This is a genomic window from Streptomyces sp. ID05-26A (assembly GCF_033794685.1).
Lineage (GTDB): Bacteria > Actinomycetota > Actinomycetes > Mycobacteriales > Pseudonocardiaceae > Lentzea.
In genome coordinates this window covers 601,852-624,537 of record NZ_JARAYZ010000005.1, presented here as the reverse complement: position 1 = coordinate 624,537, position 22,686 = coordinate 601,852, and the positions used below count along the sequence as shown (strand labels likewise).

The window sequence follows — 22,686 nt, the reverse complement described above, 5'->3', positions numbered from 1 at the left end:
GTCTTGCCTCAAAGGAACTACCTCAACGAGGAGGTAATTCATATATTACTGGCTGTGTTTCGGCACGCTGTTGAGTTCTCAAAGAACACGCGCACACCGCAGTCACATCAGCTTCACGCTGACTTACTTCCGGGGCTGTGTTTGAAGCTTATTTGGTCTTGCTCTCCGGTGTCAAATCGGCCTCTCGGAGGCTCTTTCTCTTCCGGTTTTTTGGCCAGGCCCGTTCCGGTCTGTATTTCCCGGCCCGCTTCGCTCTGACATGGAGAACATTACACGGGCCTGTTTCGATCTCCAAATCGGGGGGTCCTGGTAACCGCCACACGTGCGGCTACCAGGACAAATGCCTTCGTCAGGGTGCGGAGACCCCGACATCGGCCTTCGTCAGCGGCTTCCGCACCGCCAACGAGTTGTACTCATCCGCCCCGACATCAGGCTTGCCGGAGCGCGCCTGAAGGTCGAAGTCACGCGTCACATAGGAGTAGGTGCCCGCCGACGCGTTGATGGCCGGGCTGCCGGACGCCAGCCGGAACAGTCCGTTGGCGTCCTTCACCAGCTTCGGGTCCACGGACCTGTAGCCGGACGACGGCATGCTGCCGCCGGTGCCGCCCCAGATGACGTTGCCTTCGTACTTCACGGTCGAGCCGGCGTGCATGGAGACGACTCCACCCGAAGAACCCTTGATGACGTTGTTCGCGAGCACGCAGTCCTTCGGGAGGAAAGCGCCACCGTCGCTCTCCACGACAGCGCCGGAGCCGATCAGCGTGTTGAACGCGACCGTCACCCGGTCCGGCCGGTCGTGCAGCTTCGAGTCGGGGCCGCTGTCGGCCTCCTTGCCCGAACCGAAGACGATCGCGCGGTCCCCGGTGTTCTGCACGTAGTTGTTGAAGACCTTGTGGTCGTTTCCGTGGAACCGGATGCCGCTGTTGAACAGGACGTTGCCCTCGACCGTGGTGCGGTGGCCGTGGCGCAGGACGATGTAGCCCTTGCTGTCGCGGATCGTGTTGAAGCGGACGGTGTTGTCCGACGCCTTGACGGAGATGGCCTCGGCGTCGCCGTTCGCCTTCTCGAACAGGTTGTGCTCGATCACCGCGTACGCCGACTTCGACTGCTTGTGGCTGAACCCGAGCCGGATCGACTCGCCGCCGTTGTCGCCGGAGAAGCTGTGGTTGTAGAAGTAGTTGTGGTGGATCCAGGTCCGCTTGGCGATCTCACTGCCCGGACCGGTGATTTGCAGGTAGACGCCCTCGTTGCTGCGGTTCGAGAACGTGTTGTGGTCCACCTGGACGTCGTCCGCGCTGACCGTGAGCGACGAACTGGGCTTGTCGCCGTTGTAGGTGTTGCGGGTGATGCGGGTTCCCGCCGCTTCTGCCGGGACCGAAAGCGTGCTGGTTCCGTCGAAGACGAAGCCTTCGATTGTCACGTCTCGAACGGCTCCGAGTTCGAAGCCGCCGCGGGTGAAGACCGCGCGGCCGGCGTTCCGCGCGGCGACGGTGATGCCCGACTTGGTGATCTTGATGGGCTGATCGGCGAGGTGCACTCCGTCGGCCAGCACGATGCGCTGGCCGGGTCGTGCGGTGTCGAGTGCGGCCTGCAAGGAGGACACGGTCGACACGCCGACGACAGCAGCGAAGGCAGGCACGTGAACGAAGGACGACAGCAGGGCGGCCGCGCCGACTACGGCCAGTGATCGGATCATTCGCCAACTCCGGTGTTGGGTCGTCGGCGGCGGTAGGGCGAATTTACCGCAAGATTCCGGCAGGTGGGGTAGTCCGGTACAAACCAAGGGCCGTGTCGAGCGAGGGCACGCGCTCCAGTTGTCCGATGTCTGCGAGCGGGTGCCACTGAGCTAGGTCGGTCGTGCCGCCCACCTCGTTGCGCAGTTCGCCGCCCACGATCCGCACCTCGTACATGATGCGAAGTGCGTGGTAGTCGCGGTCGGGCTCCTCGCGGAGCTCGGAGTCGATGCCGAGCAGGCGGACCACCTCGGCGACGTACCCGGTCTCCTCCTCGATCTCCCGGATGACCCCGTCGTACGGGTGCTCACCGTGGTCGATACCGCCTCCCGGCAGGATCCAACGTTTGCCCTTTGGGCCAAGCCAGCGCGCGAGCAGGATCTCGTCGTCCTCGTTGACGCACACCCCGTACGCCGCCACGCGCTGCTTCTTCGCCCTCATGCGACGCAGCGTAACTTGCGATCACCCTGAGAAAAGTGATATCACTTAGCTACTACTTCGCTAGGGGGTCCTGGATGAGTACATCCATCGAAACGACGGTCCAGATGCCGGCGCCTGTCGTCCGCGAGAAGCAAGCGCGGGAACTGCCCGGTCTCGTCATGTTCTTCGCTGGGTTGGCGGTGCTCGCTGTGGGCGTGTGGACGATCATCGAGGGGATCAAGGCGACCGACGCTGCCGACGGCGAACCGGCGGGAGGGCTGCTGCTCACCGGAGTGCTGGTGCTCCTGGCCGCCGCGGTGATCTGGAAGGGGCTCTTCACCGTCGCACCCGGCGAGGTGCGGGTGCTGCAGTTCCTCGGCCGTTACGTCGGCACGGCTCGCACGGACGGTCTGCGGTGGGCGAACCCGCTCACCACGCGGGAGAAGATCTCCGTCCGGATCCGCAACCACGAGACGGCGACGCTCAAGGTCAACGACGCCGACGGCAACCCGATCGAGATCGCGGCCGTGGTCGTGTGGCAGGTCGAGGACACGGCGCGCGCACGGTTCGAGGTCGACGACTTCGTGCGGTTCGTGGGCATTCAGACCGAGACGGCCGTGCGGCACATCGCGAACAGCTACCCGTACGACAACCACGAGGAGACCGGTCTCTCGCTGCGGGAGAACGCGGACGAGATCACCGAGACGCTCGCGATCGAGATCTCGGCACGCGTGCAGTCCGCCGGCGTGAAGGTGATCGAGTCCCGGCTCACGCACCTCGCGTACGCACCGGAGATCGCCCACGCCATGTTGCAGCGGCAGCAGGCCGGCGCGGTCGTCGCGGCACGGACCCGGATCGTCGAGGGCGCCGTCGGCATGGTCGAGCTCGCGCTGGAGCGGCTCGCGGCTCACGACGTCGTCGAACTCGACGAGGAGCGCAAGGCGGCGATGGTCTCCAACCTGCTCGTCGTCCTGTGCGGTGACCGTTCCACTCAGCCCGTGGTGAACACCGGGTCGCTTTACACCTGATGGCAGATCGCAAAAGCGTTCTGCTCAGGCTCGATCCGGCCGTGCACGACGCGTTGAGCAGGTGGGCGAACGACGAGCTGCGCAGCACCAACGCGCAGATCGAGTTCCTGCTGCGGCGTGCGCTGGCGGACGAGGGCCGGTTGCCCGGTGAGGCGAAGAGGATGCCCCGCCGCGGCAGGCCACCGAAGAACCCGGAGCCTGAGGAACCGTCGGAACAGTCGTAGGAAAACTGTTCCGGAACTCCCCGGACACGAGGTCCTGAACAGGCGTTTCACCTGCATGAAAACGCTGTCATTCAGTTCATCCGTTCGGGGGTGTTTTGACCGACTCCTCCACGCGAGGGTGTGCCACGGGCGCACCGGGAACGTGGAGGAGTCTTGTCTTTGTTGTCCCGCAAGCGCGCTGGTCTCGGCGTGCTGGGCGTTGCTGTGGTGATCGCGTCACTGACACCGGCCGGTGGTCTGGCGGCGGGTAGAGAGATCTATCTGGACAGCCGGGCGTCGACGGAGCGGCGGGTCGAGGACCTGCTGCGCAGAATGACGGTCGAGGAGAAGATCGGGCAGATGGCCCAGATCCGCGTCGGGAAGCTGCGCGGTGACTGCAACAACGTCAACGGCCCGTTGGTCGACTCCTGCCTGAAGGCGGTTCTCGCCGACGCGCACGTGGGATCGATCCTGTCCGGTGGTGGTGACGCACCGCTCGACAACACGCCCAAGGCGTGGGCCGAGATGAACAACGCGATCCAGCGCTACGCGTTGGAGAACAACAGGTTGAAGATCCCGATCATCTACGGCTCGGACGGCGTGCACGGGCACAACAACGTCATCTCCGCGACGATGTTCCCGCACCAGATCGGGCTCGGCGCGACCTGGGATCCGGGGTTGCAGGAGAAGATCGGTGTGTCGGCGTCGAAGGCGTTGCGCGCCACCGGTGTCTTCTGGAACTTCGCCCCTGTCTCGGACATCGCGCGGGACACGCGCTGGGGCCGTTACTACGAGACCTACAGCGAGGACCCGTTCCTGTCGGGTCAACTGGCGGCGGCGAACGTGCGCGGTCAGCAGGCCAAGGTGGACGACACCGCACAGCTGACCGCGACCGCCAAGCACTTCGCCGGCTACTCGGCGCCGGCGAACGGGCACGACCGCGCGGCGGCGCAGATCCCGATCCGGCAGTTGCAGGACCTCGTGCTGCCGTCGTTCCAGGCGCAGTTCGACGCGGGCGTGAAGACCGTGATGATCAACTCTGGCTCGATCAACGGTGTGCCGGTGCACGCGTCGAAGTACATGCTGCAGACGCAGTTGCGGGACCGCATGGGGTTCAAGGGCGTCGCGGTCTCGGACTGGCAGGACATGAAGTACCTGGTGGACCGGCACAAGGTCGCGCCCGACTACAAGACGGCGATCGCGATGAGCGTCAACGCCGGTGTGGACATGGCGATGGAGCCGTCGAACGCGGCCGAGTTCACGTCGTTGCTGCTGGCGAACGTGCGCGACGGGTCCGTGTCGCGCGGGCGGATCGACCAGGCCGTGCGGCGGGTGCTGAAGCTCAAGTTCGACCTGGGGCTGTTCGAGAAGCCGTACGTGGACCCGGCGAAGGCCGACGGCAACGTGGTGAACGCGGATCGGGACCTGGCGCGCAAGGCCGCGGCCGAGGGCACCGTGCTGTTGAAGAACGACGGCGTGCTGCCTCTTCCGGCGTCTGCCAAGAAGATCGTGGTGACCGGTGAGACCGCGGACGACGTGCGCCGCCAGCTCGGCGGCTGGACCGTCGAGTGGCAGGGCGTGCCGGACGACTCGCCGTTGCCGCCGACCGCGACCGTGCTGACGGGTGTGCGTGAGGCCGTTCCTGGTGCGTCTGTCGTGCACGCTCCGACCCAGGCCGCGGCGGTGTCCGAGGCGGAGGGCGCGGACGCGGTCGTCGTCGTGCTGGGCGAGAAGCCCGGCGCGGAGGGTCCTGCCGACACGGAGAACCCGGTGCTGACACCCGAGCAGCAGGCCTGGGTGGACGCGGTGCAGGCGACCGGCAAGCCGGTGGTCGTGGTGCTGCTGACCGCGCGTCCGCAGGTGCTCGGCGCGGCGGCGGACGCGAACGCGCTGGTCGCGGGCTGGTTGCCGGGCAGCGAGGGTGGCCGGGCGATCGCCGACGTGCTGTTCGGCGCGGTGAACCCGAGCGCCAAGCTGCCGATCTCGTGGCCCAAGGCGCTGGGCGACCCGACGCTGACCTACGACCAGCTTCCGGGCGCGAACACCTCGGCCGGTGCGAAATACGATCCTTTGTACGCCTTCGGGCACGGGCTCTCGTACACGTCGTTCACGACCTCGGGGACGTCGGTGTCCGTTGATCGCCGGGAGGGCGTGGTGAAGTTCACGGTGGCGAACACCGGTGGGCGCCCAGGCACCGCGGTGGTGCCGGTCTACGTGCGTCAGCCGGCCTCACCGGTGCTGACCCCGGACGCCCGTCTGGTGGGCTTCACCCGCGTGGAACTCGCTGCGGGAGAGTCGAAGCAGGTCGAGGTGTCGTTCAAGCTCTCGCAGCTGGCCCTGACCGTCGGCGACGTGGACGGTGACGGACGGCGTGAGGTCGCGCGCGGTGGCTACGAGGCCGTGGTGGGTGCCGAGAAGGCCGCCTTCACGGTGCGCTGAGCTGGCCTGATATCCTTCGTCGTCGTGAACGCGCGGCTCTCCGCCGTGGAGGAGACCCGGTCCTTGTGGCCGGCGCCGACCAAGCGCGTCACGAACTCCGGTTTCGACATGAAGGGTGATGTCGCATGGCGAACATCAAGTCCCAGCTCAAGCGGATCAAGACCAACGAGAAGGCTCGCCTTCGCAACAAGTCGGTCAAGTCGTCCCTGAAGACGGCCATCCGCAAGTTCCGCGAGGCTGCCGAGGCCGGCGACAAGGCGAAGGCCCTGGAGCTGCTGCAGGACGCGTCCCGCAAGCTCGACAAGGCCGCCACCAAGGGCGTCATCCACGCCAACCAGGCCGCCAACAAGAAGTCGGCGATGGCCCTGCGCGCGAACGCCCTCGAGGGCTGATCTCGCTCGTAGACCTTCGAGCTTCCGCGAAGGGCTCCACCTCCTCCGGGATGTGGGGCCCTTTCGCGTTTCTGGTGTAGGCGTAGACCCCATGGAATCGCTGCCGCGCATCGACTTCTTCGAGCTGCACGACCTCGACGGCACCCCGCCCGTGCTGAGGACCCTGCACACCGAGTCGATCATGACCATCTACCGGCTGACGGACGCCGCCCGCGAGTACTCACGCCCGTTGGCGCTGGCGTTGCGGTCGGGTGCGGACCACCGGATCGTCGACCTCTGCGCGGGGTCGGGCGGACCGGTGCCGTTGATCCAGCGGCGGTTGCACGCGCAGGGCGTCCACACCCAGGTCACGCTGACGGACCTGGTGCCGAACGTGCCCGCCTTCGAGCGCGTGGCCAGGCAGAACCGGCGCCGCCTGCCGGACCCGTGCTGCTCCGTAGACCACGTCGCCTCGTCGGTCGACGCCACGGACTGCCGGCTGGAAGGGACGCGGACGATCTACGGCGCCTTCCACCACTTCCCGCCCGCATTGGCCGCACGGATGTTGCAGAACGCCGTCGACACCCGCCAGCCGATGGTCGTCGTGGACACCAAACGCTCGTGGCTCTACGTGCTGGTGTTCCCGTTCTTCCTCACGCTGGCCGTACTGCTGGCGGCGCCGTTCCAGCGCAACCCGCTGCCGCGCTACCTGATGCGGCTGGCGTTGACCTACGTCGTGCCGGTGCTGCCGATCATGATGTTCTTCGACAGCGTGGTGTCGTTCCTGCGCATGTACGGGCGCGCGGAGTTGCGGCGGATCGTCGACGGACTGGACCGCACCGAGTCGTTCGACTGGACGATCGGCGTCGAACCCGGTTTCACCGGAACCCAGTACCTGATCGGGATTCCGCGCCGGCCGTGATCGGGCAGGTCAGCGGCGCCTGCGATCGTCAGCGGCGACTGTGCGCGGCCACGATCCGGAGCACGGCGCGCTCCAGCGCGTAGTCGGCGTCGGCCGCCACGCCCTTCACGTCGGCGTTGAGCCCCGCGACCACCTGCATCGCGTCGGCGAGCCCCGACTGGTCCCAGCCGCGGGACTGGGCCTGCGCCTTCTTGATCTTCCACGGCGGCATGCCGAGCGGCCCGGCCAGGCTGAACGGGTCGGCGCGGCCCACAGCGGACACCCGCGCGACCGTGCGCACCGCGTCCGCCAGAGCGTCCGCGACCAGCACGTGCGGCACGCCGAGCTGCATGGCCCAGCGCAGCGCCTCCATGGCACCCGCCCGGTCGCCGACGACGGCCTTCTCCGCGACGGCGAACCCGGTCACCTCGGCCTTGCCCTGGTGGTAGCGGCGGATCTCCTCAACCGTCACCTTGCCGTCGGTGTCGGAGACGAGCTGCGACGCGGACGCGGCGAGCTCGCGCAGGTTGGTGCCCACCGCGTCGATGAGCGTGGCGACGGCCTCCGAGTCGATCTTGCCGCCCGCGCGCCGCACCTCGTTGCGCACGAACGCCTCGCGATCACCCTGCTTGGTGACCTTGGCGCACTCCGTGACCGCGGCACCGGCTTTCTTCAGCTGCCCCGGCAGATCCTTGGCCGCCTTGCTGCGACCGCCGCCCGTGTGCACGACGACGAGCGTGACGCCGTCCGCAGGCGCCTTGACGTAGGAGAGCACCATGTCGGCGATCTCCTTGCTGATGTCCTGCCCGTTCTGCAGGACGATCACGCGACCCTCCGCGAACAGCGACGGACTCACCAGTTCGGCGAGCTCCGGAGCCGTGAGATCAGTCACCTGGACGCGGGTCAGATCGGCGGTCGAGTCGACCTCTCGTGCGGCCTCGAGAGCCGCCCGAACAGCACGTTCGACCAGCAACTCCTCCTCGCCGATGACGAGGTGCAGTGACTCCGGTGCGCTCACGCTCCGCATCTTTCCACGTCCCGGATCGTGGACGTTGGTGGCTGCGCGACGGACTGTTGCCGTAGCTTGGTGACCACAACTGAACACCGCTCATCCAGAGGGGCAGAGGGAACGGCCCGAAGAAGCCCCGGCAACCGGCGTCAGCGCCATGCGCAGAACCTTGTGCATAGGCATGCGCAGACGATCACGGTGCCAATTCCGACCCGTTCGATTTCGCGGGAAAGATGAGGAGATACCTCGCGATGACTGCTGTCACTGTGCCCACGAGCACGAAGTTCGACCTCGGCCCTGCCCGGGCACTGCTGTGCCGGGAGTGTGGGAATGAGACCCCTCTCGCTCCTGAGTACGCCTGTCTCGAGTGTTTCGGGCCGCTGGAAGTGGCCTACGACTTCGGGAAGATCCGGCGCGAGGACATCGAGGCCGGCCCCAGGTCCATCTGGCGCTACCGCGGCCTCCTCCCCGTTCCGTCCACTGTGGAACAGCACCCGAACACCGATCCCGGCGGCACCCGCCTGGTCGAGGCGCACAACCTCGCCAAGGCGCTGGGCGTCCGCAAGATCTGGGTGAAGGACGACACCGGCAACCCCACGCACTCGTTCAAGGACCGCGTCGTCGGCGTCGCGCTCGCCGCCGCCCGCGAACTCGGCTTCAAGGTGCTGGCCTGCCCGTCCACCGGCAACCTGGCGAACGCCGTCGCCGCGGCCGCCGCCCGCGCGGGCTGGAAGTCCGTCGTTCTCGTGCCCTCCAACCTCGAGCGCGCCAAGATCCTCATGAGCGCGGTGTACGACGGCGCCCTGATCGCCGTCGACGGCAACTACGACGACGTCAACCGCCTCGCCCAGGAACTCGCCGCGGAGAACGAGGACTGGGCGTTCGTGAACGTCAACGTCCGCCCGTACTACGCGGAAGGCTCGAAGACGCTCGGCTACGAGGTCGCCGAGCAGCTCGGCTGGCGCCTGCCCGACCAGATCGTCGTGCCGATCGCGTCCGGCTCGCAGCTCACCAAGGTCGACAAGGCGTTCCGCGAACTCGGCCAGCTCGACCTGGTCGAAGCCTCGCCGTACAAGGTGTTCGGCGCGCAGGCCACCGGCTGCTCCCCGATCTCCGCCGCCTTCAAGGCGGGCCACGACGTCATCCGCCCGGTCCGCCCGGACACCATCGCCCGCTCGCTGGCGATCGGCGCCCCGGCCGACGGCCCGTACGTGCTCGACGCCGTGCGCCGCACCAACGGCGCCATCGAGGACGTCACCGACGAAGAGGTCGTCGAGGGCATCAAGCTGCTCGCCCGCACCGAGGGCATCTTCGCCGAGACCGCCGGCGGCGTGACCGTCGCGACGGCGAAGAAGCTGATCGAGTCGGGCCAGCTCGACCCCGACGCCGAGACCGTGCTGCTGATCACCGGCGACGGCCTCAAGACCCTCGACGCGCTCGGCGACACGATCGGCCCGCGCGCCACGGTCCCGCCGTCGGCCGAGGCCGTCATCAAGGCACTGGGTTAATCACCTCCTCACGGACGCGATCTCCTTGGCTCACAGGGAGATCGCGTCCGTCTTGAGCCAGCCCGTGCGCGGGAAGCGCTGCAGGCCGTCCACCACGTACGGCCCGACCTGCTCCACAGCCGCGCGCCACGCCACAACCCGTTGCGGCCACGGGGCGTCCGCCTTGAGCGCGTTGTAGTGGTAGTCGTGCCAGACGTCCGGCGCCACCCGCAGCTCGTCGTCGAACACCCGCTCGGCGACCAGGTCGTACGCCTCCTCCGGCGTCTCCGCCTTCGTCGGCGGCAGCACATGCGTGATCACCGCTTTGTGAGTGACGGCGCGAGTACCGTCTTCGAGCGTTTCGCAGATGTAGTAACCGAAATCGGGTTTCAGTTCGTCGTGCGGCCACGGCGTCGCCGAGTAGTTCGTCTGCCACAGCGCCCACGCGAGTCCTGGCGTGCCACCGGGAATCGGGTAGCGCGTGTTGAACAACCTGACCCAGACCATCTCTTCTCCTTCGTACGATTCGGTTTCCCGGCAACACCGCCAGGTCTCCGTCTTTGTCCGTGCGCAACACCAACGCACCTCCAGTCCGCAACAGGTCGATGACGTGCGGACTCGGGTGCCCGTACCTGTTGCCCGCGCCGACGCTCACCAGCGCCACCCGAGGCCGCACGGCCTTCAGGAACGCGGGCAGCGAGTACCGCGACCCGTGGTGCGGGACCTTGAGCACCTCGGCGTTCAGGTCCCGCTCCCCCAGCAACGCCGCCTGGCCGGCCAGTTCGACGTCGCCGGTGAGCAGCACCCGGCCCGCCCTCGTGTGCGCCCTGAGCACGAGCGAGTAGTCGTTCACCGTCGTGTTCTCGTCCTCGGCGACCGGCGGCCGCCTCGGTCCCAGCACCTCCAACTCCAGTCCCGGCAAGGCGAACCGCTCGCCCGCCTTCGGCTCCACGACCCGCACGTTCCGAGCGCGAACCCGTTCGCCGACCTCCCTCCACGCCCACGCGGGCTCCTTGAGCGGCCCGACGGCCACCGCCCCCACCGCACGCCCGGTGAGCACAGCGTCGAGACCGCCGACGTGGTCCGCGTGCAGGTGCGTCAACACCACCAGCGGAATCCTCTTGATCCCCAACGTCTTCAAGCACCGGTCGACCGCACCGGGATCGGGCCCGGTGTCGACCAGCACCGCCGTGTCGGGGGCGTCGGTGGCGAGGACGAGCGCGTCGCCCTGACCCACGTCGCAGCTGACGACCTTCCACCCCGCGGGCGGCCAGTCCGGCACCACGACTTTCAGCGGCACCAGCACCACGAACGCACCGACAAGCACCGCGACGACCAACGTCCGCGTCTTCTTGAACCGCACCAGCACCACGACCGCGGCGGTCACGCCGGTCAGCGCGAGCGCTCCGACCCAGCCGTCCGGCCAGCCGACCGCCGCACCGGGCACGGCCGACGCCTGCCGCCCAACCGCGATAAGCCAGCTCACAGCAGGCCCCGCAACGTGCGTGACGACCTCGGCCACCTGGGGCGAGAGCGGCGCGACAGCCGCCGCCAGCACACCCAGCACCGTCGCCGGCGCGACCACCGGCCCGGCGACGAGGTTCGCCACCACCGACACGAGGCTCACCTGCCCGGACAACCCCGCCACCACCGGAGCAGTGGCCAGGCTCGCGGCCATCGGCACGACGATCGCCTCAGCCAGCCCGTTCGGCACACCACGCCGTTTCAGCGCCCGCGCCCACCTGGGCGCAACGAGCACCAAAGCCGCCGTCGCCACCACGGACAACGCGAATCCCGGATCACCACCCAGCGCCGGATCGTGCAGCACCAGGACGAGCACCGCCGTCGCCAGGCTCGGCACAGCGGACCGTTGCCGGCCCAGCACCAGTGCCAGCAATGCCACGGCACCCATGACCGCGGCCCTGAGCACACTCGGCTCCGGCCCGGCAAGGACGACGAACCCGACCAGAGCCGCCAGCGCCGCGCAGGCCGCCGGACGCGGCCCGAGCCGTCTGGTGAGCAGGTAGACCGCACCGCAGATGATCGCCAGGTTCGCCCCGCTCACCGCGAGCAGATGGGCGAGGCCCGCCGTCCGGAACTCCTCCACGATGCGCGGCACCATCTGCTCGGTGTCACCCACCACGAGCGCCGGCAAGAGCCCGGCCTCCTCGTCGTCGAGGACTTTGCTGGCCTGCCTCAGGCCGTCCCGGAGGTCGCCGGCCCAGGTCTGCCAGACCGGCGGCGGCATCGCGTCCTGCGGCGGACCGCGCACCCGCAGCAACGCCGACGCCAGATCACCGCCCCGGGGCGGCGCGAGCGTGCCTTTGACCGTGACCTTCTGGCCTGGCAACAGATCTCGCCACTTGTCGGCCGGAGCCAGCAGCACGAGCTGGGCACCGTCCGCCGTCGCTTTGATCACGACGTTCTCCACCCCCGCCTGGGTTCCGCCGAAGCCCGCGGCCCGGATGCCCTTCGGTCTGGTGGTGAGTTCGACCGCGAGGGTGGTGCTGCGGCCCTCGTCAGCTGCCAGGCGGAGTGGGTGGGACTCGGCTCGCAGGACGTTGCCGCCCACCCAGGCCGCGGCCACCGGGCCGGAGATCAGGAGCGCTATCGCGCAGGTCCTGGTCCACCAGGCTCTGCGCCACGCTGCCAGGCCGATGGCTCCTGCGGCGAGGCCGGTTGCTGCTGCCGCTTGCCAGCTCAGGAAGAGCCCGGCCACTGCGGTCGTCCAGACCGCTGCTGCCGCCGGGACCAGGCGGAGGTCGTGGGCTATCGGGTGGTTGCGGGGCACTGGGGCCTGCCGTGGTCGGGAGGTCTGGGACCGGTGGGAGGTCTCGGGTCGGTGGGAGGTCTCGGGTCGGAGGTGGGGCTGCCTTGGCGCGGCCGTGGGAGCTTCGGGGGGCGTGGGCGGTGCGGGGAGTGCAGCTGCACCTGGGGGCGTCTGGCGGTGGGGTGGTGCCAGGCGGTGTCGATGCGGGAGGGGCGGGTGATGCGGACTGAGGGCATGGCTGACTCCGGTTGGTGAGATGGGGCAGGTGGTGGTGGAAGCGGGTGGGCGGGGAGTGGTGGCGGTAGGTGGTGACGGTGGACGGCAGGTGGTGGCGGCGACTGGTGGAAGCGGTGAGTGGGGAGCGGTGGCAGTAGGTGGTGACGGTGAACGGCAGGTGGTGGCGGCGGCAGGTGGTGCGGCGAGGGGTGGCGGTGCCGGTAGGCGGTGTTGGGCGGCGAGTGGCGGCAGCGGTAGGTGCCGGTAGGCGGCGGTAGGGGTGCCGGTAGGCGGCGGTAGGGGTGCCGGTAGGCCGTGCTGGTGCCGGTAGGCCGTGGCGGTACACGGCGGGGTGCCCCAGCGGGGTTGTGTGGCGGGGAGGGTGCGACCGGGACTGAACGCTCAGCGGCGTTGTGCCGTGGGGGGCGGGCGAGTCGGTCGGCGACGCTGGGCTGAGGTTCGGCTTGCGGTGCTTCAAGTGGTGTTGGAGTCGCGAGGCCGGAACTCGTTGGGGGGTAGGGGTTTACGGGCGGTGCACGGTTGCTGCGCAGATTCGGCACGGGTGTTGCATCAGGACCGGCGGGACTGTGAGCGGAGCGGGTGGGGACGGGCTTGGCGGGGGTGGGGGCGCGGCGGCGTTCCGTAGGTGGCGGAGGGCTGTCGCCAGTGGGCGCGGGCGGCGGTGGGGTGGGGTTTGGGAGTGGTGGAGGGGGAACGCCAGGGACAGCGGGCGGGTTAGGTGGGTGTGGTCTGCCGGCTGTGGGTGTTGGGCGGTCAGGTGGCGGTATTGGGCCTTTGTGCGGTGGTAGAGGGCCAGGGCCTTGGTGGCGAGGGTCATGTGTGGACCAGGTCGGCGAGTTTGGCCAGTTTCGATTCGCCGATGCCCTCCACGTCGCGTAGCTGGTCCACTGAGGCGAACGGGCCTTTGCGGGTGCGGTGGTCGACGATGCGTTGAGCCGTCACCGGACCCACGCCGGGGAGGGCGTCCAGTTCTGTTGCCGAGGCGGAGTTCAGGTTCAGCTTCGGCTGGGTGCCGGCTGCCTGCGCCGCCCCTGCCTGGGGCGGGGGTGGGATGCCCACCGCTATCTGTTCGCCGTCGGTGAGTTTGCGGGCCAGGTTCAGGTTGTGGAGGTTCGTGCCCGGCTTCATGCCTCCGGCCAGGCGCAGGGCGTCGGCGACCCTGGCACCCGACGGCGCGGTCACGAGGCCTGGGCTGGCCACCTCGCCGACCACGTTCACGACCAGTTCGGGAGCCGGTGCGGAGGTGCTCACCAGCGCCAGGTCCGGGGCTGGCTCGGCGGCGGGGCTCTGCCACCAGCTGCCCAGGCCTATCACCGTGCACGCCACGGCCACACCGACGGCGAGCAGGCCACGGCGTGGAAGGCGCGGTAGGCGAAAGCGGCGAGCGGGCGAGCCGTGTTCGTCCGAGTCCTCTGATCGTGTGTAGACCAGGGTCGGGTCGGCTCTCACCTTGTCGGCCAGGGCGGCCAGGCGTTCGGTCGGGAGGGAGTCCTGGTGGGAGCGGGGGAACATGCGAGCGACGTTACGGAGCGGGGCGGGCGGGGAGGTGGGGTGAGCTCCGGGGCTGTGGATTACTCGCGGGTTGTGGACAGGTCGCGATCACTCGTGGTGCTGGGACGGGGAATTGTCGGGGGTCTGTGGGAGGCTGTCGGGTCCTCCCGGCAGCACCACGACGCCCAGCACGCCTGGACCGGTGTGCGCGCCGATCACCGCGCCCACCTCCGAGATCACGCATCCCGTCGAGCCGGGCAGCCGTTCGTCCAGGCGCGTCGCCAGTTCGGCGGCGCGTTCGGGAGCGGCCAGGTGGTGCACGGCCAGTCCGACGGGGCCATCACCCGCCGCGGCCGCCGCCAGGTCGACCAGGCGGCCCACCGCACGGCTCATCGTGCGCACCTTCTCCAGCGGCACGATCCGGCCGTCATCCATGTGCAGCAACGGTTTCACTGCCAGCGCGGTGCCCACCAGCGCCGCCGCCGTGCCGATCCGACCGCCCCGGCGCAGGTGGTCCAGCGTCTCGAGGCAGAAGAACATCCGCGTCTGGTGGGCGGCCGAGGTAGCAGCGTCCTCGACCTCGGCGTGCGAGCGTCCGGCAGCGACTGCGGCACACGCGCGCAACACCGAGAACCCGAGCCCCATGCCCGTGGACCGCGAGTCGACGACGCGAACCCGGGAGGGATCGATCTCCTCGGCAGCGAGCCGTGCGGCCTCCCACGTCCCGGACAGCTCACGAGAGAGATGCACGGACACGACCGCGTCCGACGACGACAGCACCTCGCGGTACACGGACGCCATCTCGCCGGGAGTGGGACGTGAGGTCGTCACCCGGCGGTGCTCGGCGAGAGCGCCGGCCAGCTCGAAAGGACCGAAGTCGACGCCGTCGAGGCGTCCGGCACCGTCCACCGCGACGTGCAGCGGCACGACGGTGATCGCATGGCGCTTCGCGAACCCCTCGGGCAGGTATGCCGTGGAGTCGGTGACGATGGAGATGCGCACGAGCGACGAGCCTACGGGGCTCACTCCTCCGAGGGACTCAACGCCACGGACGAGATCAAGGCGGCCATCGCCTTGCCCACCGACTCGTGGCCCTCCCAGCCCCAATGCATCCCGTCCGGATTCCCGGCACCCGACCGCACGTGCTCCCCGATCACCGTCGGCAGGTCGAGCAACGGCACCCCCGCACCCGCGGCCCATCCACGCACGGCAGCAACCGCAGCCGCGTGCCCTTGATGCGCGTAGGCATACGTAGCCGCGCGGTGCACCGACGGCACGATCCCGACCGCCGGCATCGTGTACTGGAGATTGCGAACGGACTGCAGCATGTCCCGCAGGTAGCGCGCGGTCAGCGCGGGAGGCAGCGACGCGCGCGTGTAAGGCGCCAACCGGGGCTGCACGAACTGATAGCGCGCACGAACCCAACGCCGCAGCCAGTCCGGCCGCACATAACGCAGTCCCTCGCGCAGATACGTCGGCAACGGCGAGGGCAGCGTGTCCATGCTGCCCACCGCGAACACCAGCACGTCCGTACGAGGCAGCAACGACCAGATCCGCGGATCCCCCGTCAACGCCCACCAGGCGTCCCGCGCCGTCCACCCGAACCCGGCCGCCAGCTCCGCGGAACCACCCAGCGCCTCGGCACAGATGTTGTGCCACAGGCGTGGGTGGTCAGCGGGCAACGGCCCCGAGGGGCCGAAGAACGACAGCGAGTCCCCGAGGACGAGCAGTCTCAACGCGTGGTGCCCGCGTTGTACGACGTCAGCCGCCAGAGGTCGTTGCGCCGGGTGAACACGGTCCAGTGGCAGTTCGAGATGCCGCCGAGCTGCGACCAGTTCTCCACCGGCAGGCCGAGCAGCCGTCCGGTCAGGGCGCTGATCAGACCGCCGTGCGCGCACAACAGGACTGTTCCGGAGAACTCCGCGTCCACCTCGTGCACGACCTGGATGGCCCGCTCGGCGACCTCGACGCGCGACTCGCCGTCCGGCGGCGCGTAGGTCGGGTCGGTGCGCCACACCCTGACCGCGCCCGGCCACTCCTGCTCGACCTCGGCGACGTTCAGGCCCTGCCACTTGCCCAGGTGGGTCTCGCGCAGCCGCTCGTCGATCCGCAGCGGCACGTCCGTCGACGTCGTGAAGACGCCGGCGGTGTTGCGCGCGCGTTGCAGGTCGGAGGCCACGACGATCTCCGGTTCGAACCCGGCGAGCACCGGGACGGCGAACCTGGCCTGGTTCAAGCCGGTCTCGGTGAGCGCCGAGTCCAGATGACCCTGCAGACGACCGGTCGCGTTGTAGTCGGTCTCACCGTGCCGCCACAGCACGAGCCGGCTCAGGGCCATCAGCTACCTCTATTCAGCCGTGGACTCGGCAGGGACGTCCGCTACGAACTCGATCTGCGGGCAGTCCTTCCACAACCGCTCCAGGCCGTAGAAGCTGCGCTCCTCGACGTGCTGCACGTGCACCACGACGTCGATGAAGTCCAGCAGCACCCACCGGCCCTCGCGGGCTCCTTCGCGGCGCACCGGCTTCTTGCCGGCCTCCCGCAGCTTCTCCTCGATGTTGTCGACGATCGCGCCGACCTGCCGCTCGTTCGGAGCGGACGCGATCACGAACACGTCCGTGATCACGAGCTGGTCGGAGACGTCGAGCACCGTCACGTCGTGCGCCTTCTTGTCTGCCGCTGCGTTCGCCGCGACCAGCGCCAGCCGTCGTGCCTCGTCGGTGGCTGCCACGTCACTCCTCTGACTTCCGGCGGGCGTCGATACGCCCACACGAGTTACTGAGGGTACCGGCGCCCGCCAACGGGTACTTCACACGCGGGCATGACGAAGGCCACCTCAGCGCCCTGAGGTGGCCTTCACCTGCGCCGATGCTTAGAGCGGGCGGACCTGCTGGGCCTGCGGGCCCTTCTGGCCCTGACCGACCTCGAACTCGACCTTCTGGTTCTCTTCGAGCGAACGGAAACCCTTCGACTGGATCTCCGAGTAGTGCACGAAGACGTCCGCCGAGCCGTCGTCGGGCGCGATGAAGCCGAAGCCCTTTTCAGCGTTGAACCACTTCACGGTGCCAGTAGCCAAAGTCTTGCCTTCCACGAACCAGCAACAACCCGCTGATTGTTGCTCCCCGCGCGCTCGGATGCACGCAAAATCCACTCGAAGGTGGTTACGACTCGGAGTACAGGCCTGTTTTTGCGATGTACTGGACTACTCCGTCCGGCACCAGGTACCAGACCGGCTGACCGGACGCAGTCCTTGCGCGACAGCCAGTTGACGAAATGGCCATGGCCGGGATCTCGACGAGCGACACCGAACCGGGCGGTAGGTGACGGTCGTTCAGCACGTACCCCGGACGGGTGACTCCGATGAAATGCGCGAGGTCGAACGCGTCCGCCGCGCGTTTCCACGACAGGATCTGTTCCAGGGCGTCCGCACCCGTGATGAAGAACAGCTCGGAGTCCGGGTACTGCTTCTTGAGGTCCGTGAGCGTGTCCACGGTGTAGGTGGGGCCGTCGCGGTCGATGTCGACCCTGCTGACCGAGAAATGGGGGTTCGAGGCCGTGGCGATGACCGTCATCAGGTAGCGGTCCTCGGCGGCGGAGACCTCCCGCGACGCCTTCTGCCAGGGCTGACCCGTCGGCACGAAGATCACGCGGTCCAGGTCGAACCGGTCCTGCACCTCGCTGGCGGCCACCAGGTGGCCGTGGTGGATGGGATCGAACGTGCCACCCATGACGCCGATGCGCATCGAATCAGCCTAGACCGGCGTCAGGCCGCTCCCGAGACCTGACGCCGGTCGTGCTGATCACACCGCACGGCTCAGGGGGAGGACGAGCCGTTCGGGTCGCGGCTTACCCCGAAGCAAAGCCGCGCGCACTGGAGGAACGCGCGGGCACCTCCCCCATTACGCAGGTCGGACCAAGATTTTTCCTCACCAGGCCACGACGAGCTTCACCGGGCCTCTGACCAGCGAACCCTTGCGGAATTCGACGGGTTCGGCGAGCCGCAGACCGGGCATGCGATGCAGCAACGCGCCCAGCGCGACCTGCAACTCCATCCGGGCGAGTTGCGAGCCGAGGCAGAAGTGGATGCCGTGCCCGAACTGCATGTGCTGGCCGACCTCGCGCTCCACGTCCAGTTCGGCGCTGTTGGCGTACATCGCCTCGTCGCGGTTCGCCGACGACACGACCACCAGCACGGCGTCGCCTTCCTTCACCAGCGCGTTGCCGACCTGGACGTCCTCGGTCGCGATGCGGGTGAATCCCGCGCCGCTGCCCAGCGGAATGAACCGCAGCAGTTCCTCGATGGCGTTCGGGAGCTTCTGGGGGTCGTCCTGGAGGCTCTTCATGGCTTCCGGGTGCTCGAACAGGGTCACGACGCTGTTCGAGAGCATGTTCGCCGTCGTCTCGTGGCCCGCGACCAGCAACGTGATGCCGAACCGGACGAGCTCGTCCTCGCTCAGCCTGTCCTCGTTGTCGCGTGCGGCGACGAGCGCGCTGATCAGGTCGTCCGTCGGGTTCGCACGGCGCTTGGCGATGAGGTCGACGAAGTAGGCGTGCAACTTCATCACGCCGTGCATGGCCTCTTCAGGCGTGTGCCCGCCGACCGTGGCCAGCACCAGGTTCGACCACGTGCGGAACTCGTCGCGGTCCTCGAACGGCACCCCGAGCAGCTCGCAGATGATCGTGATCGGGAACGGCATGCTGAAGCCCTCGACCAGGTCACCGGGGTTGTCCAGGCGGTCGAGCAGGTCGTCGACGATCCGCTGGGCGCGCGGGCGCAGTTCCTCGATCCGGCGCACCGTGAACGCCTTGGACACCAAGCGGCGCATGCGCGCGTGGTCCGCGCCATCGTGCGTGAGGATCGACCCGCCGGGCGCGATGAGGGGCTGCATGCGAGGCACGTCCTGGGCGACCGTGCGCTCACGGCTGAATCTCGGGTCGCCCAGGACGAACTTCGTCTCTTCGTAGGACGTGACGAGCCAACCCTCGCCGCCGTACGGGTACGTCACGCGCGTGACGGGCTCATCACGCCGTAGACGTTCATAGGTCGGATCGAGGTTCAGGCCGTCAGTTTCGGAGAACGGATAGGTGGGAGCCATGTCTCCGAACGTAGAGCTACGCCTTCGGGCGGGTGTGGCCTTCGCCCCACACGACCCATTTAGAGGAAGTCAGCTCGGTCAGGCCCATCGGACCGCGGGCGTGCAGCTTCTGGGTGGAGATGCCGATCTCCGCGCCCATTCCGAACTCCGCGCCGTCCGTGAAGGCCGTGGAGGCGTTGACGAACACCGCCGCCGCGTCCACACGAGCCGTGAACCTGCGTGCTGCTGTGACGTCCTTCGTGACGATGGCCTCGCTGTGGCCGGAGCCGTACGTCGCGATGTGCTTCACGGCGTCGTCCAGTGAGTCGACGACCTTCGCGGCGATGTCGAGGCTCAGGTACTCGGTGCCCCAGTCGTCGTCGTTCGCGGCGACCACGTCGGCCTGCTGTGCGAACTCCTCGTCGCCGTGGATGGTCACGCTCTCCTGCTGCAACGCCTTGGTGATGCGCGGGACGAACTCGTGCGCGACGTCCTTGTGCACCAGCAGGGACTCCGCCGCGTTGCACACGCTCGTGCGCCGCGTCTTGGCGTTGAGGACGATCGCCTCGGCCATGTCGAGGTCGGCGTGCGCGTCCACGTACACGTGGCAGTTGCCGACGCCGGTCTCGATCGTGGGCACCGTCGCCTGCTCGACCACGGCGTTGATCAGGCCCGAACCGCCACGCGGGATCACCAGGTCCACCAGGCCGCGGGCGGTGATGAGGTGGGTGACGGACGCGCGGTCGTGGCACGGCAGGAGCTGCACGCAGTCGGCCGGCAGGTTCACGCTTTCGAGTGCATCGCGCAGGACGGCGACGAGCGTGGTGTTGGAGTTCTCGGCGGTCGAGGAGCCCCGCAGCAGCGCGGCGTTGCCCGACTTCAGCGCGAGACCGGCGGCGTCGACCGTGACGTTCGGGCGGCCCTCGTAGACCATGCCGACGACGCCCATCGGGACGCGGACCTGCTTGAGCTCCAGCCCGTTCGGGAGGATGCCGCCGGTGATCACCTGGCCGACCGGGTCGCCCAGGCCCGCGACGGTTTCCAGGCCCACCGCGACGGCGTCGACACGGGCCTCGGTCAGGGTGAGGCGGTCCAGGATGTTGTCCGGGAGACCTGCTGCCCTGCCGGCTTCGAGGTCCTTCTGGTTGGCCTCGATGATCTCTGGCGCACGCTCGCGGAGCGCGGCGGCCATCGCGTGCAGTGCGGTGTCCTTGCTCTCACGGGTGGCGAGGACGAGTTCGTCGGCGGCGACGCGGGCGCGGCGAGCAGCGCCGTGCACCTGGTCGCGCAGGTCATCAGTCACGCCACACAGCTTACGACCTGCGACAATCACAATTGTCAGAGTGGCCTGGCAAGCTTGCTCCCCATGGACGACATCGCGTTGCGAGAACTGGCGGAGGAACGGCTGCGGGCACTGGCGGGCCCGAAGGCCGTGCTGCGCGAGGACCAGTGGACGGCGATCCACACCCTCGTGGCCCAGCGCCGCAGAGCTCTCGTCGTCCAGCGCACGGGCTGGGGCAAGTCGGCGGTGTACTTCATCGCGACGGCGTTGCTGCGTCAGCTCGGTGAGGGCCCCACGGTCATCGTGTCGCCGTTGCTCGCGTTGATGCGCAACCAGATCGACGCGGCGGCGCGGGCGGGCGTGCACGCGGTGACGATCAACTCGGCGAACCCGGGCGAGTGGGACGCCGTGCAGGAGCAGGTGGCGGCCGGCGAGGTCGACGTGCTCCTGGTGAGTCCGGAACGGCTGAACAACCCCGACTTCCGGGACGCGGTGCTGCCTTCGCTGACGGCGTCGGCGGGCATGCTCGTCGTCGACGAGGCGCACTGCATCTCGGACTGGGGTCACGACTTCCGGCCGGACTACCGCAGGCTGCGGACGTTGCTGACGGAGCTGCCACCGGGCGTGCCGGTGCTGGCGACGACGGCGACGGCCAACAACCGGGTGGTGCACGACGTCACCGAGCAGCTGGGGCTCGGCGCCGAGGAGGGCACGCTGGTGCTGCGCGGGCCGCTGGACCGCGACAGCCTGCGGTTGTCGGTCGCGCTGCTGCCGACCGCGGAGTCTCGGCTCGGGTGGCTGGCAGAGCGGCTCGACCGCATGCCGGGTTCCGGGATCATCTACACGCTCACGGTCGCGGCGGCGGACGACATCGCGGCGTTCCTCTCCTCGCGCGGTTTCGCGGTGACCGCGTACTCGGGCAAGACCGAGCCCTCGGAACGTGAACGCGCCGAGGAAGAGCTGCTGGGCAACAAGGTCAAGGCGCTCGTCGCCACCTCCGCGCTCGGCATGGGTTTCGACAAGCCGGACCTGGGGTTCGTCGTGCACGTCGGCGCCCCGTCCTCCCCGATCGCGTACTACCAGCAGATCGGCCGCGCGGGCCGTGGTGTCGAGCGGGCCGAGGTGGTCCTGCTGCCGGGCCACGAGGACAAGGACATCTGGGCGTACTTCACGTCGCTGGCGTTCCCGCCCGAGGTGGTGGTGCGGCAGGTGCTGTCCGCACTCGACGGCGCGGGCAGGCCGCTCTCGACGGCGGCGCTGGAGCCGATGGTCGAGCTGTCGCGCGGCAGGCTCGAGGTGGTGCTGAAGGTCCTGGACGTCGACGGCGCGGTCCGGCGGGTGAAGGGCGGCTGGGAGTCGACGGGCCTGCCGTGGGAGTACGACGGTGAGCGGTACGCGCGCATCGCGGAGGCGCGCAAGGCCGAACAGCAGGTGATGGTCGACTACCTGCGCACCGACACGTGCCGGATGAAGTTCCTGCAGGACCAGCTCGACGACCCGACCTCGCACGAGTGCGGCCGCTGCGACAACTGCACCGGCGAGCGGCTCTCGGTCGAGGTGTCCGAGGTGGCGGCGGAAGCGGCCCGCGAACGGCTGCTGCGCCCCGGCCTGGACGTGGCGCCGCGCAAGATGTGGCCGACGGGCATGAACGCGATCGGCGTCCCGCTGTCCGGCAAGATCCCCGCGACCGAGGTGGCGGCCACGGGCCGGGCGCTGGGCCGCCTCACCGACATCGGCTGGGGCAACAGGCTGCGTGACCTGCTCGCGGACGGCGCCGACCGCGAGATCCCGGACGACGTGTTCGCGGCGTGCGTGAAGGTGCTGACGGCGTGGAACTGGGACGAGCGGCCGGTCGGCGTCGTGACGGTCGGCTCGCGCCGGCGTCCGCAGCTGGTCGGCAGTTTCGGCCAGAAGATCGCGTCGATCGGGCGGCTGCCGTTCCTGGGCACCGTGTGGCTCGGTGAGTCGACGCATCGTGCCAACTCCGCGCAGCGCCTCGCCGGGCTGGTGCGGGCCGGCGAGACACCGGACGTGTCCGGTGTGGACGGTCCGGTGTTGCTGGTGGACGACCACATCGACACCGGCTGGACGATGACGGTGGCGGCTCGGATGCTCAGGAAGGAGGGGGTGTCCGCCGTGCTGCCGTTCGCGCTGGCGGTGACGAACTGACTCCTGCCGGGGCCGCCCGGCGTGGACCCGCGAGCAGTGGCGGGACGTGAGCCGTTCGGAGTCACGCGAGG

General features: G+C 68.8%; 20 protein-coding genes and 1 riboswitch. Of the genes, 7 read left to right on the top strand and 13 right to left on the bottom strand.

The genetic code is table 11. The features are described from left to right. Nucleotides 1–349: 349 nt before the first annotated feature. Nucleotides 350–1,696, bottom strand: coding sequence for a polysaccharide lyase 6 family protein (locus tag PV646_RS37565; protein WP_500347060.1), 1,347 nt, complete (start codon nt 1,694–1,696; stop codon nt 350–352). Between the two features lie 43 nt (nt 1,697–1,739). Continuing rightward, complete coding sequence (locus PV646_RS37560; protein WP_500347059.1) at nt 1,740–2,174, bottom strand: NUDIX hydrolase; 435 nt, start codon at nt 2,172–2,174, stop codon at nt 1,740–1,742. A 74-nt stretch (nt 2,175–2,248) separates the two neighbouring features. Between PV646_RS37560 and PV646_RS37555 the strand changes: the two genes are divergently transcribed. The 5 genes from PV646_RS37555 to PV646_RS37535 all read left to right on the top strand — a co-directional run bounded on the left by PV646_RS37555 (nt 2,249) and on the right by PV646_RS37535 (nt 7,116). After that, the gene (locus tag PV646_RS37555) at nt 2,249–3,181 is read left to right on the top strand and encodes an SPFH domain-containing protein (protein ID WP_500347058.1); all 933 of its coding nucleotides are present in this window, start codon (nt 2,249–2,251) and stop codon (nt 3,179–3,181) included. After that, nucleotides 3,181–3,405, top strand: a complete 225-nt coding sequence (locus tag PV646_RS37550; RefSeq protein ID WP_500347057.1) for a type II toxin-antitoxin system antitoxin — start codon at nt 3,181–3,183, stop codon at nt 3,403–3,405. The genes PV646_RS37555 and PV646_RS37550 overlap by 1 nt, the downstream gene beginning before the upstream one ends. Nucleotides 3,406–3,558: 153 nt before the next feature. Continuing rightward, the gene (locus tag PV646_RS37545; RefSeq protein ID WP_500347056.1) at nt 3,559–5,823 is read left to right on the top strand and encodes a glycoside hydrolase family 3 N-terminal domain-containing protein; all 2,265 of its coding nucleotides are present in this window, start codon (nt 3,559–3,561) and stop codon (nt 5,821–5,823) included. Nucleotides 5,824–5,948: 125 nt separating this feature from the next. Continuing rightward, nucleotides 5,949–6,215, top strand: a complete 267-nt coding sequence (gene rpsT, locus PV646_RS37540) for a 30S ribosomal protein S20 (protein ID WP_166047155.1) — start codon at nt 5,949–5,951, stop codon at nt 6,213–6,215. A gap of 91 nt (nt 6,216–6,306) precedes the next feature. Further along, nucleotides 6,307–7,116 carry a hypothetical protein gene (locus PV646_RS37535; RefSeq protein ID WP_500347055.1) on the top strand — a complete coding sequence of 270 codons (810 nt, stop codon included), beginning with the start codon at nt 6,307–6,309 and terminating at the stop codon, nt 7,114–7,116. Between the two features lie 28 nt (nt 7,117–7,144). Here the strand turns inward: PV646_RS37535 and holA are convergent, their stop codons facing one another. Beyond that, nucleotides 7,145–8,113: a DNA polymerase III subunit delta gene (gene holA / locus PV646_RS37530; RefSeq protein ID WP_500347054.1), complete on the bottom strand. Its 969-nt coding sequence runs from the start codon at nt 8,111–8,113 to the stop codon at nt 7,145–7,147. Nucleotides 8,114–8,200: 87 nt separating this feature from the next. Beyond that, nucleotides 8,201–8,344: riboswitch (SAM riboswitch) on the top strand. An 11-nt stretch (nt 8,345–8,355) separates the two neighbouring features. Here holA and thrC point away from each other — a divergent pair. Next, nucleotides 8,356–9,612, top strand: coding sequence for a threonine synthase (thrC, locus tag PV646_RS37525; protein WP_500347053.1), 1,257 nt, complete (start codon nt 8,356–8,358; stop codon nt 9,610–9,612). Here thrC and PV646_RS37520 read toward each other — a convergent pair. The 10 genes from PV646_RS37520 to PV646_RS37475 form a co-directional block, all read right to left on the bottom strand. Next, nucleotides 9,596–12,382 (bottom strand): DNA internalization-related competence protein ComEC/Rec2, encoded by a 2,787-nt coding sequence (locus PV646_RS37520; RefSeq protein WP_500347052.1) that lies wholly within the window; start codon nt 12,380–12,382, stop codon nt 9,596–9,598. The two genes, thrC and PV646_RS37520, sit on opposite strands and share 17 nt — an antisense overlap. Before the next feature lie 1,029 nt (nt 12,383–13,411). Then, a complete protein-coding gene (locus PV646_RS37515) occupies nt 13,412–14,110 on the bottom strand; it encodes a ComEA family DNA-binding protein (RefSeq protein ID WP_500347051.1) in 699 nt (232 codons plus the stop codon). A gap of 87 nt (nt 14,111–14,197) precedes the next feature. Continuing rightward, a complete protein-coding gene (locus PV646_RS37510; RefSeq protein WP_500347050.1) occupies nt 14,198–15,091 on the bottom strand; it encodes a DegV family protein in 894 nt (297 codons plus the stop codon). 20 nt (nt 15,092–15,111) lie between these two features. Next, on the bottom strand, nt 15,112–15,825 hold the full coding sequence (octT, locus tag PV646_RS37505) for a diglucosylglycerate octanoyltransferase (protein ID WP_500347049.1): 714 nt from the start codon (nt 15,823–15,825) through the stop codon (nt 15,112–15,114). After that, nucleotides 15,822–16,427 carry a histidine phosphatase family protein gene (locus PV646_RS37500; protein WP_500347048.1) on the bottom strand — a complete coding sequence of 202 codons (606 nt, stop codon included), beginning with the start codon at nt 16,425–16,427 and terminating at the stop codon, nt 15,822–15,824. Before PV646_RS37500 ends, octT begins: the two co-directional genes overlap by 4 nt. Before the next feature lie 9 nt (nt 16,428–16,436). Continuing rightward, nucleotides 16,437–16,820 carry a ribosome silencing factor gene (gene rsfS, locus PV646_RS37495; RefSeq protein WP_500347047.1) on the bottom strand — a complete coding sequence of 128 codons (384 nt, stop codon included), beginning with the start codon at nt 16,818–16,820 and terminating at the stop codon, nt 16,437–16,439. Between the two features lie 141 nt (nt 16,821–16,961). Next, nucleotides 16,962–17,165: a transcription antiterminator/RNA stability regulator CspE gene (gene cspE, locus PV646_RS37490; protein ID WP_030468099.1), complete on the bottom strand. Its 204-nt coding sequence runs from the start codon at nt 17,163–17,165 to the stop codon at nt 16,962–16,964. An 85-nt stretch (nt 17,166–17,250) separates the two neighbouring features. Next, on the bottom strand, nt 17,251–17,832 hold the full coding sequence (gene nadD / locus PV646_RS37485) for a nicotinate-nucleotide adenylyltransferase (RefSeq protein WP_500347046.1): 582 nt from the start codon (nt 17,830–17,832) through the stop codon (nt 17,251–17,253). Between the two features lie 183 nt (nt 17,833–18,015). Then, nucleotides 18,016–19,185, bottom strand: a complete 1,170-nt coding sequence (locus PV646_RS37480) for a cytochrome P450 (RefSeq protein WP_500347045.1) — start codon at nt 19,183–19,185, stop codon at nt 18,016–18,018. A 16-nt stretch (nt 19,186–19,201) separates the two neighbouring features. Beyond that, on the bottom strand, nt 19,202–20,467 hold the full coding sequence (locus PV646_RS37475; protein ID WP_500347044.1) for a glutamate-5-semialdehyde dehydrogenase: 1,266 nt from the start codon (nt 20,465–20,467) through the stop codon (nt 19,202–19,204). Nucleotides 20,468–20,530: 63 nt separating this feature from the next. Between PV646_RS37475 and PV646_RS37470 the strand changes: the two genes are divergently transcribed. Beyond that, nucleotides 20,531–22,615 carry a RecQ family ATP-dependent DNA helicase gene (locus PV646_RS37470; protein WP_500347043.1) on the top strand — a complete coding sequence of 695 codons (2,085 nt, stop codon included), beginning with the start codon at nt 20,531–20,533 and terminating at the stop codon, nt 22,613–22,615. The last annotated feature ends 71 nt before the right edge of the window (nt 22,616–22,686 follow it).

Bases quoted from the DNA above. Each gene is read 5' to 3' on its own strand.
- PV646_RS37515 (WP_500347051.1), bottom strand. From the start codon at position 14,110: ATGTTCCCCCGCTCCCACCAGGACTCCCTCCCGACCGAACGCCTGGCC.
- rpsT (WP_166047155.1), top strand. From the start codon at position 5,949: ATGGCGAACATCAAGTCCCAGCTCAAGCGGATCAAGACCAACGAGAAG.
- PV646_RS37560 (WP_500347059.1), bottom strand. From the start codon at position 2,174: ATGAGGGCGAAGAAGCAGCGCGTGGCGGCGTACGGGGTGTGCGTCAAC.
- PV646_RS37470 (WP_500347043.1), top strand. From the start codon at position 20,531: ATGGACGACATCGCGTTGCGAGAACTGGCGGAGGAACGGCTGCGGGCA.
- thrC (WP_500347053.1), top strand. From the start codon at position 8,356: ATGACTGCTGTCACTGTGCCCACGAGCACGAAGTTCGACCTCGGCCCT.
- PV646_RS37500 (WP_500347048.1), bottom strand. From the start codon at position 16,427: ATGGCCCTGAGCCGGCTCGTGCTGTGGCGGCACGGTGAGACCGACTAC.
- PV646_RS37565 (WP_500347060.1), bottom strand. From the start codon at position 1,696: ATGATCCGATCACTGGCCGTAGTCGGCGCGGCCGCCCTGCTGTCGTCC.
- PV646_RS37535 (WP_500347055.1), top strand. From the start codon at position 6,307: ATGGAATCGCTGCCGCGCATCGACTTCTTCGAGCTGCACGACCTCGAC.
- PV646_RS37555 (WP_500347058.1), top strand. From the start codon at position 2,249: ATGAGTACATCCATCGAAACGACGGTCCAGATGCCGGCGCCTGTCGTC.
- PV646_RS37480 (WP_500347045.1), bottom strand. From the start codon at position 19,185: ATGGCTCCCACCTATCCGTTCTCCGAAACTGACGGCCTGAACCTCGAT.
- nadD (WP_500347046.1), bottom strand. From the start codon at position 17,832: ATGCGCATCGGCGTCATGGGTGGCACGTTCGATCCCATCCACCACGGC.
- PV646_RS37550 (WP_500347057.1), top strand. From the start codon at position 3,181: ATGGCAGATCGCAAAAGCGTTCTGCTCAGGCTCGATCCGGCCGTGCAC.